Here is a 16,238-nt window from a genome sequence, read left to right as displayed (position 1 = left end):
GCGATCACCGGGGTGGGTCGGAGAGCGATGTCATTCCACGCGGAACAGGCGCATGGAGGTGCCCGGAATGGGCAGGACGTCGCCCGGGGCGAACACCTCGGCCGTATCCGATGGGTGCTCTTCGGCGCTCGACCACAACGAGACGAAGCGCGTCGCGTCCTCGATCTCCTCGGGGAGGCGCACGTCGATGGGCGACTCGGTGCCGTGGACGATCAGCAGGATCCGGTTCGCCGCCTCCTTGTCGGGTGTGGAGGCCGCGACGTATTGGAGGGTGCGGTTGCGGGGGTCCGCCCACTGCGCGCTCTCCATGGTCTCGCCGTTCTGGTCGAACCAGTCCATGACGGAGGCGTTCGGGATGTGCTCGCCGAGCCGGGCGTACTTGCTGGGGCGGAGCGCGGGGTTCTCGGCGCGCAGGCCGATCAGCCGCGCCACGTGCGCACGGAGATCGTTCTGCCAGGGTTCGAACTCCCAGGCGAGCCAGGTCATCGCGGAGTCCTGGGCATAGGCGTTGTTGTTTCCGCGCTGAGTGCGGCCGACCTCGTCGCCTGCGGTGAGCATCGGGATTCCTGCCGAGAGCAGCAGCGTGCCGAGGAGGTTGCGCATCGCCTTACGGCGGGCCGCCAGGATCGTCGGGTCGTCGGTCGGGCCCTCGACACCGTGGTTGAACGCACGGTTCATATCGGCGCCGTCGCGGTTCTGCTCGCCGTTGGCCTCGTTGTGCTTGACGTCGTACGAGACGAGGTCGTGCAGGGTGAAACCGTCGTGAGCGGTGACGAAGTTCACACTGGCCAGGGGGCCGCGGGCCTCGCTGAACGTGTTCGACGAGCCGGCGAGCCTGGTCGCGAAGCCGCCGATGCCGACCGGCGCCGACGCCCGACGGGCGTAGTCGATGTCGCTGAGCCAGAAGTTGCGGACCCGGTCGCGATACCGATCGTTCCACTCGTGCCAGCCCGCCGGGAAGTTGCCGGTCTGCCAACCACCGAGGCCGACGTCCCACGGTTCGGCGATCAGCTTCGTCTCGGCGAGGATCGGGTCGTTCGCGATGGCTGTCAGGAGCGGATGCTCCGGCGTGTAGGTGTGTGCGCCGTCGCGGGCGATCGCGGCGGCCAGATCGAAGCGGAAGCCGTCGATCTGCATCTCCTGCGCCCAGTAGCGGAGCGAGTCGAGGATCAGTCGTGCGCCGGCATCCGTCGAGGTGTTCAGCGTGTTGCCGCACCCGGTGGTGTCGATGTACACCCCGGTGTCGTCCTGGCGGTAGTAGCTGGCGTTGTCGATGCCGCGGAGGCTCGAACGCGGCCCGCCGATGCCCTCCTCCGAGGTGTGGTTGTAGACGACGTCGAGGATCACCTCGAGTCCTGCCTCGTGCAGCAGTCGCACCATGCCCTTGAACTCGGCCAGTACGGCCTCCGGGCCTTCCTTGCGTGCCTCCTCGGTGGCGTACGCGGTGTGGGGGGTGAAGAAGTTGAGGGTGTTGTAACCCCAGTAGTTGGTGAGGCCGCGCTCCAGCAGGCGCGGCTCCGGGACGAAGGCGTGCACCGGGAGGAGCTCCACCGACGTGATCCCGAGCGAGTGGAGGTACTCGATCATCGCCGGGTGGGCGAGCCCCGCATACGTGCCGTGCAGGGCCGGCGGCACATCGGGGTGACGCTTGGTGAGACCCTTCAGGTGGCCCTCGTAGATCACGGTCCGGTCGAGGGGCACGCGTGGCTTCTGCGAATCGCCCCAGTCGAAGCCGTCGACGATGACGACCGAGCGCCATTCCTCGTACCCGTCGCCCTGGGCGAGACCTCGCGCGTACGGGTCGAGCAGCAGGCTCTCCGGGTTGAAGGTGTTGCCGGGACCGTGCGGACCGCCGACGCGGACGGCGTAGCGGACGCCGGGCTGCAGGAGAGGAGTGGTGACCTCCCAGATGCCGCCGGGGCGGCGCTCGAGCGGTACCTCGTCCGTCGCCCAGTCGAGGTCTGTCGCGTCGAAGACGACCAGCACCACGGAGGCCGCGTTCTGCGACCAGATACGGAGGGTCCCGACGCCGTCGTGCAGACGGACGCCGAGGTTGTCGAGGGCTGGACCGCCGGGCGCGGTGAAGTCTCGGGACTCGGGCATGAGTACACCATAGGCGGGATGTGTTGCAGTCCCATGACAGATCGCACTCGGTTCCATCGCCGTGGTCGCCTCGGGGGAGCGGATTCGCGAGAGAATCGAGGGATGCGGCACTACCTGGACCATGCGGCGACCACGCCTCTGCGGCCTGAGGCGCGCGATGCCTGGCTGGAGGCGACCGAGACGGTCGGCAACGCCTCTTCGACGCACGGCGCAGGGCAGGACGCGCGGCGTCTGCTCGAGGAATCGCGCGAGCGCGTTGCGGCCGTGCTGGATGCCGATCCGATCGAGATCGTGTTCACGTCTGGTGGCACCGAGTCGATCAACCTCGCACTGCAGGGGCTCTGGCATTCGCGCCCCGGCGGCGCGGAGGCGATCGTGATGCCGGATGCCGAGCACCACGCCACGATGGACACCGTCGCGGCCCTGGCTGAAGAGGGTGCGCAGGTGCGTGCCGTCGGTGTCACAGCGCTGGCCGGCATCGACATGGACGCCTTCGCCCGCCAGCTCCCCGGGGCGGCCCTCGCCACGGCTCTCGTCGCGAACAACGAGGCGGGAACCGTCAACGATGCGGTCGCATTGGCGTCGTCGAGCGCGACCGCCGGGGTGCCGCTCCACCTCGATGCCGTCGCCGCCCTCGGTCACCTGCCCCTCTCGTTCCGCGCGCTGCGGGGGGATGGGGCACCCGGGGTCGGACTCGTCGCGCTGAGTCTGGCCGGACACAAGATCGGTGCACCCGTCGGCGTCGGCGCCCTTGTCACCGCGCGGACGGCCCGGATGACCGCGATGCTCCGCGGCGGTGCCCAGCAGCGCGGTCTCCGCGCCGGGACCCAGGACGTGGCCGGGGCCGCGGCCTTCGCGACGGCTCTGGAGCTCGCCGAGTCGGAGCGCGAAGTCGAGGCCGTTCGTCTGTCCGCTCTGCGCGACCGTCTCATCGCCGGCATCCGCTCGGCCGTACCCGCCGCGGAGATGCTCGGCGACCCGGTCAACCGGCTCCCCGGCAACGCCCACGTGCTCTTCCCCGGTGCGGTGGGGGAGAGCCTCCTCTTCCTCCTCGACGTCGCAGGTGTCGCGGCATCCACCGGCTCCGCCTGCCAGGCGGGCGTCGCCGAGCCCTCGCACGTGGTGATGGCCATGGGCCGGAGCGAACGGGACGCCCGGAGCGTGCTGCGGTTCTCGCTCGGTCGCACCTCGTCGGATGCCGACGTCGACGCGGTGCTCGACGCGATCGCCGACGCCTACCTCCGCGCATCCGGGTCCGGCACAGGCGCACGCTCGTAGACTGTTCTCATGCGGATACTGGCGGCGATGAGCGGCGGAGTCGACTCCGCCGTCGCGGCCGCGCGTGCCGTGGAGGCGGGGCACGACGTGGTCGGCGTGCACCTGGCGCTCTCCCGAGCCGGCGGAACGCTGCGGACGGGAAGCCGCGGATGCTGCACGATCGAGGACGCCCTCGATGCGCGCCGCGCCGCCGACCTGCTCGGCATCCCGTTCTACGTGTGGGACTTCTCCGAGCGCTTCCGCGACGACGTGATCGACGACTTCATCGCCGAGTACCAGGCCGGACGCACGCCGAACCCGTGCATGCGCTGCAATGAGAAGATCAAGTTCGCCGCCCTCCTGGAGCGCGCGATCGAACTCGGCTTCGACGCCGTGTGCACCGGTCACTACGCCACGCTCATCGACGGCGAACAGGGTCTCGAGCTGCACCGGGCCTCGGACAACGCGAAGGACCAGTCCTACGTGCTCGGGGTGCTCACGACCGAGCAGCTCGCGCACACCTACTTCCCGCTCGGCACGACGCCGTCGAAGGCGATCGTGCGCGCGGAGGCGGAGGATCGCGGGCTGACCGTCGCGCAGAAGCCCGACAGCCACGACATCTGCTTCATCCCCGACGGCGACACCCGCGGATGGCTCGCCGAGAAGGTCGGCACCGCCACCGGTGAGATCGTCGATCGCGCAGGCGAGGTGGTCGGGTCGCACGAGGGGGCGCACGCCTTCACGGTCGGACAGCGCCGGGGGCTCAAGCTCGGCGTGCCGGCGGCCGACGGCAAGCCCCGGTTCGTACTCGAGGTGCGCCCGGTGTCGAACACCATCGTCGTGGGTCCGAAGGAGGCTCTCGCGATCGCGGAGATCGCGGGCGAGCGCTACAGCTGGGCCGGTGCAGGGCCCGTCGACTCGTCCTTCGCGTGCCATGTGCAGATCCGCGCGCATTCCGAGCCCGTCGCGGCCGTCGCGACGGTGACCGACGAGGGCGTGCGTGTCGTTCCCGCGGTCCCGCTCGACGGTGTTGCGCCGGGGCAGACCGCGGTGCTCTATGTGGGGACGCGCGTGCTCGGGCAGTTCACGATCGACACCACCGTGTCGGCCGTGCCCGTCGGCGCGTAGATCTCGATGGATGTCGGCCCCCGCTCGTAGACTGACGGGGTGCCGGAGAACATCTCGCTGGAAGACGCCCGAACCGAAGCCGAAGAGCTGACCACTCGCATCCTCGAGGCGAAGGACGCTTATTACGGGCGCGACACCTCGGTCGTCGACGACTTCACCTACGACGGCTGGATGCACCGCCTCGAAGAGCTCGAGCGCCTGCACCCCGAGCTGCAGGGCCAGGACTCCCCGACGCAGATGGTCGGCGCTGCCGAGGCGACGGGCCTCGCCACCATCGAGCATGCCGAGCGGATGCTGAGCCTCGACAACGTCTTCTCGATCGAGGAGCTGCGGGAGTGGGCCGCGAAGACCCAGGCATCCGCCGGGCGGAAGGTCGCCTGGCTCACCGAGCTGAAGATCGACGGGCTCGCCATCAACCTGCGTTACGAGAACGGCGTGCTCACGTCGGCGGCCACGCGAGGAGACGGGCGCGTGGGTGAGATCGTCACGGAGAACGCGCTCCGGCTGCCGGAGATCCCCGAGCGCCTCAGTGGTGAGGGACATCCCGAGATCGTCGAGGTCCGCGGAGAGGTCTTCATCCCCGTCGCGGCGTTCGAGCGGCTCAATGCTGCGCAGGCGGCCTTCCGCGACCGCGCCTACAACGACGCGCTCGCACGCTGGGAGGCACGCGGCGGAGCCAAGAAGCCCTTCGACGAGGAGAAGGCCCGCACGGCCGCCGCACGGCGATTCCCCTCGTTCGCGAACCCTCGCAACGCGGCGAGCGGCGGACTCCGGCAGCAGATCGACAAGAAGGACGGTCTCGAGCTCGAGGCGGGGCTCCTGCGCATCGAGTCGCTCGCGCTCTACGTGCACGGCGTCGGAGCCTGGGCGAATCCGCCGGTCGAGGCGCAGAGCGAGGTCTACGACCTGCTGGCGGAGTGGGGCCTGCCGACGAGTCCGCACACCAGGGTGTGCAGCTCGATCGACGAGGTGGCGTCGTTCGTCGAGTACTTCGGCGAGCACAGGCACGACATCGAGCACGAGCTCGACGGGATCGTCGTCAAGGTCGACGAGCTCGCGCTGCACGATGAGCTCGGCGCGACCAGCCGAGCTCCGCGGTGGGCGATCGCCTACAAGTACCCGCCGGAAGAGGTGCAGACGAAGCTGCTCGACATCGTCGTCTCGGTGGGTCGCACCGGTCGCGCCACACCGTTCGCCGTGATGGCACCGGCGCAGGTCGCGGGTTCCGTGGTGCGCCAGGCGACCCTGCACAACAAGGATGTGGTGAAGGCCAAGGGCGTGCTCATCGGCGACACGATCGTGCTGCGCAAGGCGGGCGACGTGATCCCCGAAGTGCTCGGACCCGTGGTCGACAAGCGCGACGGCTCGGAGCGCGAGTTCGTGATGCCGGTGGAGTGCCCGGAGTGCGGAACGCCGCTGCGGCCCATGAAAGAGGGCGACATCGACCTCCGCTGCCCGAACGCCCGCTCGTGCCCCGCACAGGTGCGCGGTCGTGTCGAGCACATCGGGTCGCGTGGAGCGCTCGACGTCGAGGCCCTCGGCGAGGTCACCGCCGCCGCGCTCACTCAGCCGACCTCGCCCGAGGTGCCGCCGCTGGAGACCGAGGCGGGGCTGTTCGCTCTCACGATCGACCAGCTCGTGCCGATCGAGCTCTTCGTGCGCGACGCCGAGACCGGGCTTCCGAAGGAAGACGAAGACGGGCTCGTGAAGACGAGGGCACCGTTCCGGCGCAACCCCACGGCCGCCGAGAAGAAGGCCGGCGTGGAGGGCCCGCAGCCGTCGTCGCAGGCCATCACCCTGCTGGCTGAGCTCGAGAAGGCCAAGACGAAGGACCTGTGGCGGCTGCTCGTGTCGCTGAACATCCGCCACGTCGGTCCGTCCGCGGCTCGGGCGCTGGCGCAGTGGTTCGGTTCGCTCGAAGCCATCCGTGCGGCATCCCGCGATGAACTCGCGTCGGTCGAGGGAGTCGGCGGCATCATCGCCGACTCGCTCCTCGCGTGGTTCGAGATCGACTGGCACCAGGAGATCGTGCTGCGCTGGACGGAGGCGGGCGTGCAGTGGTCGACACCCGGCCATCCGGGTCCTGGCGGTGCGATCGCGGCGGGCGGGGTGCTCGAGGGGCTCACGATCGTCGCCACGGGCTCGCTCGACGGGTACACCCGCGACGGTGCGCAGGAGGCCATCATCATGGCAGGTGGCAAAGCCGCCTCGAGCGTGTCGAAGAAGACGGACTTCGTCGCCGCCGGCCCCGGCGCCGGCTCCAAGCTCGGGAAGGCCGAAGAGCTCGGCATCCGCATCCTCGACGCGGCGCAGTTCCACATCCTCGTGACCGAGGGGCCTGACGCTCTCGCATGAAGCGCTACGGACCGCTGATCGCCGTCCCTGATGCGCTGGCTGTCGGCGATCCCGGGCGGAACCACCTGCGACTCACGCCAGACGCGGTGATCCTCCGGGAGGGCGTCGACAACCGAGGCATCGTGCCGTGGTCGAGTGTGGAGAGCATCCTGCTGGATGTGCCGACCACGCGTTTCCGGCTGCCGGGGCTCGTCGGCACGATCGTGCTGGGTGCTCTGACCGCGGTCGCCCTGTCCGATCTCGGCGTGGACCCGGACGACGGCGCGGTGACTCTCACGGTCGACGGAGAGTCGACGACCGTGCCGCTGAGCCGCCACCACGTCGGCGGATACTGGGAGCCGACGGTCATGGGCGCGCACCGATTGCTCGCGCACCTCATCGAGACTCCGGAGCAGCGTGCGCTTCTCGCACATCCGGAGCCGCTGATCGATATCGCGGCGCAGCTCGCGCGGGAATCGGTCTAGCCCGCCGGGCGCCGTCGATCGCAACGGCATCCTGTACGGGTGGTGTCAGTCCACGGCATCGCGCACGAGCAGCACGGGGGAGAAGTCGAAGCCCAGGCGTCGATAGAGCGAGACCGCGCCGACGCTGGAGTTCACGACGACCTTGCCCGCGCCGGCGGACACTGCGTGCTGATAAGCCGCAGCGACCAGCTCTGTTCCGATCCCGTGCCCCCGATGCTCCGGCACCACGAATACGCTCTGGATGTCGGCGGACAGCCGTTCCACCTGACCCGGCCTCGGGACGCGCGGAAGCAACGCGACCCATGCCGCGCCGACGATCCCGTGCTCGCCCGAGCGTGCGACGAACGCGAAGTGGGAGTGCCGGTGATCGCGCCACCAGGTATCGAGGTCCGCCGCGAACTCGACGGCCGACTCTGCGCGAGAGGAACCGTCCATATCGTCACGCCATTTCAGAAGCGCGAGGCCGTCCACATCATCGAAGGTGGCCTGTTCGATCAGCACGCTCGCCGCCGTTCGCTCAGCCCTTGTGACGCGGCTTGCGGAACGGCTTGTCCTCGCGGTCGCCGCGCGGCGGGCGCTCATCGCGATCACGTCGCTCGTAGCCGCCCTCGCGCGTGTCGCTGCGTCGAGCACCCGGGCCGCGGTCCGGCTTGATCTCGATCAGTCGTCCCGAGATGCGCGTGTCGCGCAGTTTCTCGAGCACGGTCGGGCTGAGGTTCGCCGGCAGTTCGACCGTCGAGAAGTCGGGACGGATGTTGATCACACCGAAGTCGTCGCGACCGAGACCCCCCTCGTTCGCGAGAGCGCCGACGATCTGACGCGGCTCGACCCGGTGTCGACGGCCCACCTCGATGCGGTACGCGGTGTAGTCGCCGCGACCGCGACGCTCGGTGCGGGGCTCACGCGGCTCGCGCGTATCCCTGGTGCCGCGGGCACCACCCTCGCGGGGCGGCCGGTTGTCGGCTTCGACCGCTTTGGCCAGCCGGTCTTCGGCGGGGTCGAGCAGGAGCGGGGTGTCGCCCTGCGAGACGATCGCGAGCGCGGCTGCGACGTCGGCTTCGGGCACGTCGTGGTTGCGCACGTAGTGGGAGATCACGTCGCGGAACTTCTCGACCCGCGCCGTGTCGCCGAGCGCGGCGGTGATCGCATCGTCGAACCGCGCGAGACGCGTGGTGTTGACGTCATCGGTCGTCGGCAGCTGCATCTGAGTGGGCTGCTGGCGTGTGGCCTTCTCGATGTGCTTGAGCAGGTAGCGCTCACGGGGCGTGATGAAGCTGATCGCATCGCCCGTGCGGCCGGCCCGGCCCGTGCGACCGATGCGGTGCACGTAGGACTCGGTGTCGGTGGGGATGTCGAAGTTGATGACGTGGCTGATGCGCTCGACGTCGAGTCCGCGTGCAGCGACATCGGTCGCGACGAGGATGTCGAGCTTGCCGTCCTTCAGCTGGTTGACGCTGCGCTCGCGCTGCACCTGCGCCACGTCGCCGTTGATGGCGGTCGCCGAGTATCCACGTGCACGGAGCTTCTCGGCGAGCGTCTCGGTCTCGTTCTTCGTGCGGACGAAGACGATCATCCCGTCGAAGTTCTCGACCTCGAGGATGCGCGTGAGCGCGTCGACCTTCTGCGCGTACGACACCACCAGGTAGCGCTGCGTGATGTTCGTGCCGGTCGCGGTCTTCGACTTGATGCTGATCTCTTCCGGGTCGCTCAGGTACTTCTGCGCGAGGCGGCGGATCTGCGGAGGCATGGTCGCCGAGAAGAGGGCGACCTGCTTCTCGGAGGGGGTCTGGGCGAGGATCTGCTCGACGTCTTCCGCGAAGCCCATCTTGAGCATCTCGTCGGCCTCGTCGAGCACCAGGTACTTCAGCTCGGACAGATCGAGCGTGCCCTTCGCGAGGTGGTCCATGATCCGGCCGGGAGTGCCGACGATCACGTGCACACCACGACGCAGTGCCGACAGCTGCACGCCGTAGCCCTGGCCGCCGTAGACGGGGAGGACGTGCACGCCCTTCATCTTCGAGGCGTAGGACTCGAACGCCTCGCACACCTGCAGTGCGAGCTCCCGGGTCGGCGCCAGCACGAGTGCCTGCGGAATCTTCTGCGACACGTCGAGGCGCTCCAGCACCGGGAGTGCGAAAGCCGCGGTCTTGCCGGTTCCGGTCTGTGCCTGTCCGACGACGTCGCGTCCGGACAGCAAGGTCGGGATCGTCGCGGCCTGGATGGGGGAAGGTGTCTCGTAGCCGAGATCCTTGATGGCTTTGAGGACGGGCCCGGTGATGCCGAGCTCCTCGAATCCGGGGGTCGCGGGGGAGTCCTCGGGGGCGTCGGTCAGCACTGCATCTTCAGGAGTCACTACCCAAGGGTAGCGCCCCGGCGCTCTGAGCGCCTGTGAGGGCGTCCTCAGCGGCCCGTCGTCAGAGCGACGAGCTTCTCCTTCACCTGTCGGCGCAGCACCTTCCCGATCAGTGACTTCGGGAGTTCGTCGACTACGAAGATGCGCCGCGGCACTTTGTAGGGGGTGAGGATGCTGCGGGCGAACTCGCGGATCGCCTCGACATCCACATCCGTACCACTGTCCACGACGATCGCCGCGACGACCTCTTCGCCGGAGTGCTCGCTTGCGAGCCCGACGACCGCGGCATCCACCACCTGCGGATGCTGTCGCAGCGCGTTCTCGACCTCGGTGGGCGCGACGTTGAACCCGCCGGTGATGATGAGCTCCTTGATGCGGTCGACGATGCGGATGAAGCCGGCCTCGTCGATCGTGACGATGTCTCCCGTGCGGAACCAGCCGTCGACGAACACCTCTTCGGTCTCCTCCGGCTTGCCGTAGTAGCCCGAGAAGACCTGCGGTCCGCGCACGACGAGCTCACCGGGCGAACCCTCCGGCACGTCCTGCGTGGGGTTCTCCGGATCGACCACACGGCATTCGGTTCCGGGGAGGGGGAGTCCGACCGTGCCGGGTACCCGGTGCTCGGCGACGGGATTGGCCATCAGTACCGGGGAGCATTCGCTGAGGCCGTAGCCCTCGACGAGGTATCCGTGCGTGGCCTTCTCGAACGGGACGACGAGTTCGTGCGGCAGTGCCATCGCGCCGGAGATCGCCACCTCGATGCCGTCGAGGGAGACGCCCTTCTCGCGCGCGGCGGCGAGCAGCCGGTCGGCGATCGGCGGAACGAGCGGCAGGAACGTCGCGGGGTGCTTCTTTACGACATCCAGCACCAGGTCGGGATCGAACTTGGGGAAGAGTACGAGCCGGGCGCCCATCGACATCGCGAAGGTCAGGCAGAGCGTGAGACCGTACGCGTGGAACATCGGCAGCACCGCGTAGACGACGCATCCCTTGCCGCGTTGGATCGACGGCACCCATGCCCGGGCCTGCGCCGCGTTGGCGAGCAGATTCCGGTGGCTGAGCGAGGCGCCCTTGGGAGTGCCGGTGGTGCCGGACGTGTACTGGATGATCGCCAGGTCGTCGGTCGACGGCTTCGGGTGCGACGCGGGGATCGGTGCCGACTTCACGAGAGCATCCCAGGTGATCGTGCCTCGCACCTTCTCGGTGAGTGCGGCGCGTGACTCGCGCGCCTTCGCGACCGGCAGCCGCAAGGCCACGCGGGTGAGGAACGGCATCGCCTGCGTCACGTCGACCGAGATGAGATTCGTGACGGCGAGGTCGGCCGGGAACTCCTGCACCGTGGCGACGACCTTGTTCCAGACGATCGCATGCTTCGCGCCGTGGTCCTCGAACTGCTTGCGCAGCTCCCGCGGCGTGTAGAGCGGGTTGTGCTCGACGACGACGGCGCCGAGTCGGAGGACGGCGTAGAACGCGACGATGTGCTGCGGGCAGTTCGGCAGCACGATGGCGACCGGATCGCCCGCTCGCACGCCCAGATCGCGGAGCCCGGCGGCAGCGCGGTCGATCGCGTCCTGCAGCTCGGCGTAGGTCGTCTCCCTGCCGAAGAACTGGAGCGCGGGGGCCTCGGGATAGTCCCTCGCGGATGCCGCGACGATGTCGATCAGCGATCCCTCGACGGGAGCGAGGTCTTCGGGAACACCGGCGGCATAGCTGGCGACCCACGGGCGAGGAGGCTGGAACGGGCTCACGTGCCCAGCATAAAGGCGACGAAGGCTTGACAGCCCGTCGGGCCGAGCGTGTAATTAAGGAAATGCTTAAGTAGGGAGTTTCGATGCCGACGGCGACGGATGAACTGTCGATCGTGTTCCACGCGCTCGCGGATCCCACCAGACGGGGGATGCTCGAGCGGCTGAGCCGAGGAGACGCGACCGTCGGAGAGCTCGGGGCGCCCTTCGCGATGAGCGGTCCTGCGGTCTCGCAGCATCTGCGGGTGCTCGAGAAGGCGAAGCTCGTCGAACGAAGGACCAGGGCGCAGTGGCGCGTGTGCTCGCTCTCTCAGGAGCCCTTGGATGAGGCTGCGGCATGGGTGGAGCGCAACCGCCGGGAGTGGCACGGCAGATTCGATCAGCTCGACGCGGTGCTCGCCGAACCCGAAGCCGAAGCCGAGGAGTCCGGGCGATGACGCAGAGGCAGCTGGAGATCACCCGGGTCTTCGACGCGCCACGGGACCGCGTGTGGCGTGCATGGACCCAGCCTGCGGCGATGGCGCGCTGGCTCCACCCGCACGGTCTGCGGACGCCCGAGGAATCCGTGCTCGTCGACCTTCGTGTCGGTGGGTGCTTCCGGTTCTCGATGGTCGATGAAGCGGGCACCTCCCACTCGAGCGGAGGGGAGTACCTCGAGGTGCGCGAACCGGGTCTGCTGCGCTGCACGTGGGGCGCGCCCGACGAACCCGTCGCAGAGATCGAGGTCCGCCTGACGAAGATCGCCGGCGGGCGCACGGAGATGGTGTTCCGGCTGCGCGGTCATGTCGAAGACACCGGGCAGGTCGACAGCGTATGGACGGGATGGCGCGAGGCCATCGCGGAACTGGATCGGGAGATGGGTGGAGCGCATGGGTGAGGTCACGATCGAGCAGATCGTCTCAGCGGACGGGTACGCGATGGACGCAGCGGGAGGGATCGATTTCTTCGACGACGTCGACTTCGGCGATCAGACCCGCACGGACACGGAACAGATGCGGTGGCTCGCCGGCGTCGACGCGATCCTCTTCGGTCGGAGGACGTACGAGCTGTTCGCGGCGTACTGGCCGCAGGCGGATCCTGCCGAAGACGCGGTGGCCGCGCCGATCGGTCGTCTGCCGAAGCACGTCGTGAGCCGCACGCTCGACCGAGCGCCGTGGGGAGAAGGCGAGATCGAGATTCTTGGCGACCGGCCGATCGACGCCGTCCGATCGCTGAAGGCACGGTATCGGTCCATCGCGATCTGGGGGAGCCTCCAGCTCACGGATGCGCTGTTCCTGGCCGGCGAGGTGGACGTCCTCCGCCTTCGGATCGTCCCGATGCTGCTGGGCTCGGGTCGAGCCGTCGCGCCGCCGGAGATGGGGCAGCCTGCGCTCGAACTCGTCGCCAGCCATCGCGACGCGAGCGGTGTCGTCACGGACGAGTACCGCCTGCGGCACGCGCCACGACGGGTCGGCGCCACGACCTAGACTGGAAGCGTGTCTGAAATCACCCCTGATCTCGTGCGCCATCTCGGCGTGCTCGCGCGTATCCAGCTGAACGACGACGAGGTGACGCGGCTCACGGGCCAGCTCGACGCCATCGTCGACAACATCGCCAAGGTTTCGGAGGTGGCGACCGCCGACATCGTCGCGACGAGCCACCCGATCCCGCTGAGCAACGTCTTCCGTCCCGACGTCGTCGGGGAGACCCTGACGCACGAGCAGGTGCTGCAGAACGCTCCGGACGCCGCCGACGGCCGGTTCCGCGTCACCGCGATCCTGGGAGAAGAGCAGTGAGCGACATCATCCGCCTGACCGCTGCGGAACTCGCCGACAAGCTCGCGTCCCGTGAGATCTCGAGCGTCGAGGCCACGCAGGCGCACCTCGATCGCATCGCCGCCGTCGACGGCGACGTCCACGCCTTCCTGCACGTGAACGAGGGCGCTCTCGCGGCAGCCGAGGCCATCGACGCCCGACGCGCGGCGGGGGAGCAGCTCGGTCCGATCGCGGGCGTTCCGCTGGCGATCAAGGACGTGCTCGTCACCGACGATCAGCCGACCACCAGCGGTTCGCGCATCCTCGAGGGCTACCGCTCGCCGTACGACGCGACCGTCGTGGCTCGCTCGCGTGCCGCGGGGCTCATCCCGCTCGGCAAGACCAACATGGACGAGTTCGCCATGGGCTCCTCCACGGAGCACTCCGCGTACGGTCCCACCCGCAACCCGTGGGACCTCGACCGCATCCCCGGCGGCTCCGGCGGCGGTTCCGCTGCCGCCGTCGCAGCCTTCGAGGCGCCGCTCGCGCTCGGCTCCGACACCGGCGGATCGATCCGTCAGCCCGCACACGTCACGGGCACGGTCGGCGTGAAGCCCACCTACGGCGGCGTGAGCCGCTACGGGGCGATCGCCCTCGCCTCGAGCCTCGACCAGGTCGGCCCCGTCACGCGAACCGTGCTCGACGCGGGTCTGCTGCACGATGTGATCGGCGGGCACGACCCGAAGGACTCCACGTCGCTCCGCGATGCGTGGCCCTCGTTCGCGGATGCCGCCCGCGAGGGTGCCCGCGGTGAGGTGCTCAAGGGCCTCAAGGTCGGTGTCATCCGGGAGCTCCCGGACAGCGGCTTCCAGGCCGGCGTCGCGGCGTCCTTCCGCAGCGCGCTCGCGCTGATGGAGGCGCAGGGTGCGGAGATCGTCGAGATCGGCGCACCCCACTTCGAGTACGGCGTGGCCGCGTACTACCTGATCCTCCCGGCCGAGGCGTCCAGCAACCTGGCGAAGTTCGACTCCGTCCGGTTCGGGCTGCGCGTCACCCCCGACGGCAACCCGACCGTCGAGGACGTGATGTCCGCCACCCGCGACGCCGGCTTCGGCGACGAGGTCAAGCGCCGCATCATCCTGGGCACCTACGCCCTGTCCGCGGGCTACTACGACGCGTACTACGGCAGCGCGCAGAAGGTGCGCACGCTCATCCAGCAGGACTTCGCGAACGCCTTCGCCGAGGTCGATGTGATCGCGACGCCGTCGGCGCCGACCACGGCGTTCAAGATCGGCGAGAAGATCGACGACCCGCTGCAGATGTACCTGAACGACGTCACGACCATCCCGGCGAACCTCGCCGGCGTCCCCGGTATCTCGATCCCGAGCGGTCTCGCCGAGGAGGACGGGCTGCCGGTCGGCATCCAGTTCCTCGCGCCCGCTCGTGAGGACGCTCGTCTGTACAAGGTCGGCGCCGCACTCGAGACCGTGCTGCTCGACTCCTGGGGAGCCCCGCTCCTCACCCGCGCACCCCAGCTCGCAGGAGGAACCCGCTGATGGCCACCGCCAAGCTCATGGACTACGACAAGGCGCTCGAGCTGTATGAGCCCGTCCTCGGCTTCGAGGTTCACGTCGAGCTCAACACCAACACGAAGATGTTCTCGGACGCGCCGAACCCGGCCAACGAGAAGTACCACGCGGCCGAGCCGAACACCCTCATCGCTCCCGTCGACCTCGGCCTGCCGGGGTCGCTGCCCGTGGTGAACGAGACGGCGATCCGCTCATCGATCAGCCTCGGCCTCGCGCTCGGCTGCTCGATCGCCGAGTCGAGTCGTTTCGCTCGGAAGAACTACTTCTACCCGGACCTCGGCAAGAACTACCAGATCTCGCAGTACGACGAGCCGATCGCGTATGAGGGGTCCGTCGAGGTCGAGCTCGAGGACGGCTCGATCGTGACCATCCCGATCGAGCGCGCGCACATGGAGGAGGACGCCGGCAAGCTCACCCACATGGGCGGAGCGACCGGACGCATCCAGGGCGCCGAGTACTCGCTCGTCGACTACAACCGGGCAGGCGTCCCGCTGGTCGAGATCGTCACAAAGGTGATCGTCGGCACGGAACACCGTGCGCCGGAGGTCGCCAAGGCCTACGTCCAGACGATCCGCGACATCGTCCGCGGTCTCGGCATCTCCGAGGCCCGTCTCGAGCGCGGAAACCTGCGCTGCGATGCGAACATCTCGCTCCGTCCGCGCGGAACCGAGAAGCTCGGCACGCGCACCGAGACCAAGAACGTGAACTCGATGCGCTCGGTCGAGCGCGCGGTCAAGTACGAGATCCAGCGCCAGGCGCAGATCCTCGCCGACGGCGGCACCATCACCCAGGAGACGCGGCACTGGCACGAGGACACCGGCACCACGTCGCCGGGTCGACCGAAGTCGGATGCCGACGACTACCGGTACTTCCCCGAGCCCGATCTGCTTCCGGTCGAGCCGGCGGCAGAGCTGATCGAGGAACTGCGTGCCGCGCTTCCCGAGCAGCCCGTCGCCCGTCGCCGTCGCCTGATGACGGAGTGGGGCTTCACCGACCTCGAGTTCCAGGATGTGCGCAACAACGGCGTCCTCGAAGAGGTCGCGGCGACGATCGCCGCCGGAGCGACCCCCGCGACGGCGCGTAAGTGGTGGACCGGCGAGATCTCCCGCCTGGCCAACGCGCAGGAGAAGGACGCGTCCGAGCTCATCAGCCCGGAGAACGTCGTCGCTCTGCAGAAGCTCATCGACGCGGGAACGCTCACCGACAAGCTCGCGCGCCAGGTGCTCGAGGGCGTCATCGCGGGTGAGGGCACCCCGCAAGAGGTCATCGACGCGCGCGGGCTCGCCGTGGTGTCGGACGACGGCGCACTGATCGCCGCCATCGACGAGGCTTTCGCTGCGCAGCCCGACGTGCTCGCCAAGATCAAGGACGGCAAGGTGCAGGCGGCCGGTGCTGTGATCGGTGCGGTCATGAAGGCCATGAAGGGACAGGCCGACGCCGCGCGTGTCCGCGAGCTCATCCTCGAGCGCGCGGCGCAGTAGCGCCTCGACGGGCTCGGCCGCCTCGGTGCG

Annotated in this window: 14 protein-coding genes; 10 read left to right on the top strand and 4 right to left on the bottom strand. The window is 69.0% G+C overall.

Going from position 1 to position 16,238, the window contains the following annotated elements; translation table 11 throughout:
- Positions 1-30: 30 nt before the first annotated feature.
- Positions 31-2,103: a glycogen debranching protein GlgX gene (glgX, locus tag ABS642_RS04535; RefSeq protein ID WP_350352407.1), complete on the bottom strand. Its 2,073-nt coding sequence runs from the start codon at positions 2,101-2,103 to the stop codon at positions 31-33.
- 102 nt (positions 2,104-2,205) lie between these two features.
- On the opposite strand from glgX, the gene ABS642_RS04530 reads away from it, so the two are divergent.
- From ABS642_RS04530 to ABS642_RS04515, 4 genes are read left to right on the top strand one after another with little or no spacing between them, the layout of a single operon-like run.
- Positions 2,206-3,381 (top strand): cysteine desulfurase family protein, encoded by a 1,176-nt coding sequence (locus ABS642_RS04530; protein WP_350352406.1) that lies wholly within the window; start codon positions 2,206-2,208, stop codon positions 3,379-3,381.
- 9 nt (positions 3,382-3,390) lie between these two features.
- Positions 3,391-4,488, top strand: coding sequence for a tRNA 2-thiouridine(34) synthase MnmA (mnmA, locus tag ABS642_RS04525; protein ID WP_350352405.1), 1,098 nt, complete (start codon positions 3,391-3,393; stop codon positions 4,486-4,488).
- Between the two features lie 39 nt (positions 4,489-4,527).
- Positions 4,528-6,843 (top strand): NAD-dependent DNA ligase LigA, encoded by a 2,316-nt coding sequence (gene ligA / locus ABS642_RS04520; RefSeq protein WP_350352404.1) that lies wholly within the window; start codon positions 4,528-4,530, stop codon positions 6,841-6,843.
- On the top strand, positions 6,840-7,307 hold the full coding sequence (locus ABS642_RS04515; protein WP_350352403.1) for a hypothetical protein: 468 nt from the start codon (positions 6,840-6,842) through the stop codon (positions 7,305-7,307). Before ligA ends, ABS642_RS04515 begins: the two co-directional genes overlap by 4 nt.
- 45 nt (positions 7,308-7,352) lie before the next feature.
- On the opposite strand, the gene ABS642_RS04510 is transcribed toward ABS642_RS04515, so the two are convergent.
- From ABS642_RS04510 to ABS642_RS04500, 3 genes are all read right to left on the bottom strand, one after another.
- A complete protein-coding gene (locus ABS642_RS04510) occupies positions 7,353-7,889 on the bottom strand; it encodes a GNAT family N-acetyltransferase (protein ID WP_350352402.1) in 537 nt (178 codons plus the stop codon).
- The gene (locus ABS642_RS04505) at positions 7,825-9,642 is read right to left on the bottom strand and encodes a DEAD/DEAH box helicase (protein ID WP_350353400.1); all 1,818 of its coding nucleotides are present in this window, start codon (positions 9,640-9,642) and stop codon (positions 7,825-7,827) included. Before ABS642_RS04505 ends, ABS642_RS04510 begins: the two co-directional genes overlap by 65 nt.
- Before the next feature lie 65 nt (positions 9,643-9,707).
- Positions 9,708-11,408 (bottom strand): long-chain-fatty-acid--CoA ligase, encoded by a 1,701-nt coding sequence (locus ABS642_RS04500; protein WP_350352401.1) that lies wholly within the window; start codon positions 11,406-11,408, stop codon positions 9,708-9,710.
- A gap of 83 nt (positions 11,409-11,491) precedes the next feature.
- Between ABS642_RS04500 and ABS642_RS04495 the strand changes: the two genes are divergently transcribed.
- From ABS642_RS04495 to gatB, 6 genes are read left to right on the top strand one after another with little or no spacing between them, the layout of a single operon-like run.
- Entirely contained in the window at positions 11,492-11,842 is a 351-nt protein-coding gene (locus ABS642_RS04495; RefSeq protein WP_350352400.1) for a metalloregulator ArsR/SmtB family transcription factor, read from the top strand.
- Complete coding sequence (locus ABS642_RS04490; protein ID WP_350352399.1) at positions 11,839-12,282, top strand: SRPBCC domain-containing protein; 444 nt, start codon at positions 11,839-11,841, stop codon at positions 12,280-12,282. Before ABS642_RS04495 ends, ABS642_RS04490 begins: the two co-directional genes overlap by 4 nt.
- Positions 12,275-12,871, top strand: a complete 597-nt coding sequence (locus ABS642_RS04485; RefSeq protein WP_350352398.1) for a dihydrofolate reductase family protein — start codon at positions 12,275-12,277, stop codon at positions 12,869-12,871. The genes ABS642_RS04490 and ABS642_RS04485 overlap by 8 nt, the downstream gene beginning before the upstream one ends.
- A gap of 9 nt (positions 12,872-12,880) precedes the next feature.
- A complete protein-coding gene (gatC, locus tag ABS642_RS04480; protein WP_282217244.1) occupies positions 12,881-13,180 on the top strand; it encodes an Asp-tRNA(Asn)/Glu-tRNA(Gln) amidotransferase subunit GatC in 300 nt (99 codons plus the stop codon).
- A complete protein-coding gene (gene gatA, locus ABS642_RS04475) occupies positions 13,177-14,694 on the top strand; it encodes an Asp-tRNA(Asn)/Glu-tRNA(Gln) amidotransferase subunit GatA (protein ID WP_350352397.1) in 1,518 nt (505 codons plus the stop codon). Before gatC ends, gatA begins: the two co-directional genes overlap by 4 nt.
- Entirely contained in the window at positions 14,694-16,208 is a 1,515-nt protein-coding gene (gene gatB, locus ABS642_RS04470; RefSeq protein WP_350352396.1) for an Asp-tRNA(Asn)/Glu-tRNA(Gln) amidotransferase subunit GatB, read from the top strand. The genes gatA and gatB overlap by 1 nt, the downstream gene beginning before the upstream one ends.
- Positions 16,209-16,238: the final 30 nt, after the last annotated feature.

The sequence above is a fragment of the Microbacterium sp. A8/3-1 genome, from assembly GCF_040267695.1.
GTDB lineage: Bacteria > Actinomycetota > Actinomycetes > Actinomycetales > Microbacteriaceae > Microbacterium > Microbacterium luteolum.
Note: the sequence above shows the minus strand (reverse complement) of the source record. Positions and strands in the feature narration are given on the sequence as shown.

Excerpts from the sequence above, each read along its gene's own strand:
- glgX (WP_350352407.1), bottom strand. The coding sequence starts at position 2,103 with ATGCCCGAGTCCCGAGACTTCACCGCGCCCGGCGGTCCAGCCCTCGAC.
- ABS642_RS04530 (WP_350352406.1), top strand. The coding sequence starts at position 2,206 with ATGCGGCACTACCTGGACCATGCGGCGACCACGCCTCTGCGGCCTGAG.
- mnmA (WP_350352405.1), top strand. The coding sequence starts at position 3,391 with ATGCGGATACTGGCGGCGATGAGCGGCGGAGTCGACTCCGCCGTCGCG.
- ABS642_RS04515 (WP_350352403.1), top strand. The coding sequence starts at position 6,840 with ATGAAGCGCTACGGACCGCTGATCGCCGTCCCTGATGCGCTGGCTGTC.
- ABS642_RS04510 (WP_350352402.1), bottom strand. The coding sequence starts at position 7,889 with ATGAGCGCCCGCCGCGCGGCGACCGCGAGGACAAGCCGTTCCGCAAGC.
- ABS642_RS04495 (WP_350352400.1), top strand. The coding sequence starts at position 11,492 with ATGCCGACGGCGACGGATGAACTGTCGATCGTGTTCCACGCGCTCGCG.
- ABS642_RS04490 (WP_350352399.1), top strand. The coding sequence starts at position 11,839 with ATGACGCAGAGGCAGCTGGAGATCACCCGGGTCTTCGACGCGCCACGG.
- ABS642_RS04485 (WP_350352398.1), top strand. The coding sequence starts at position 12,275 with ATGGGTGAGGTCACGATCGAGCAGATCGTCTCAGCGGACGGGTACGCG.
- gatB (WP_350352396.1), top strand. The coding sequence starts at position 14,694 with ATGGCCACCGCCAAGCTCATGGACTACGACAAGGCGCTCGAGCTGTAT.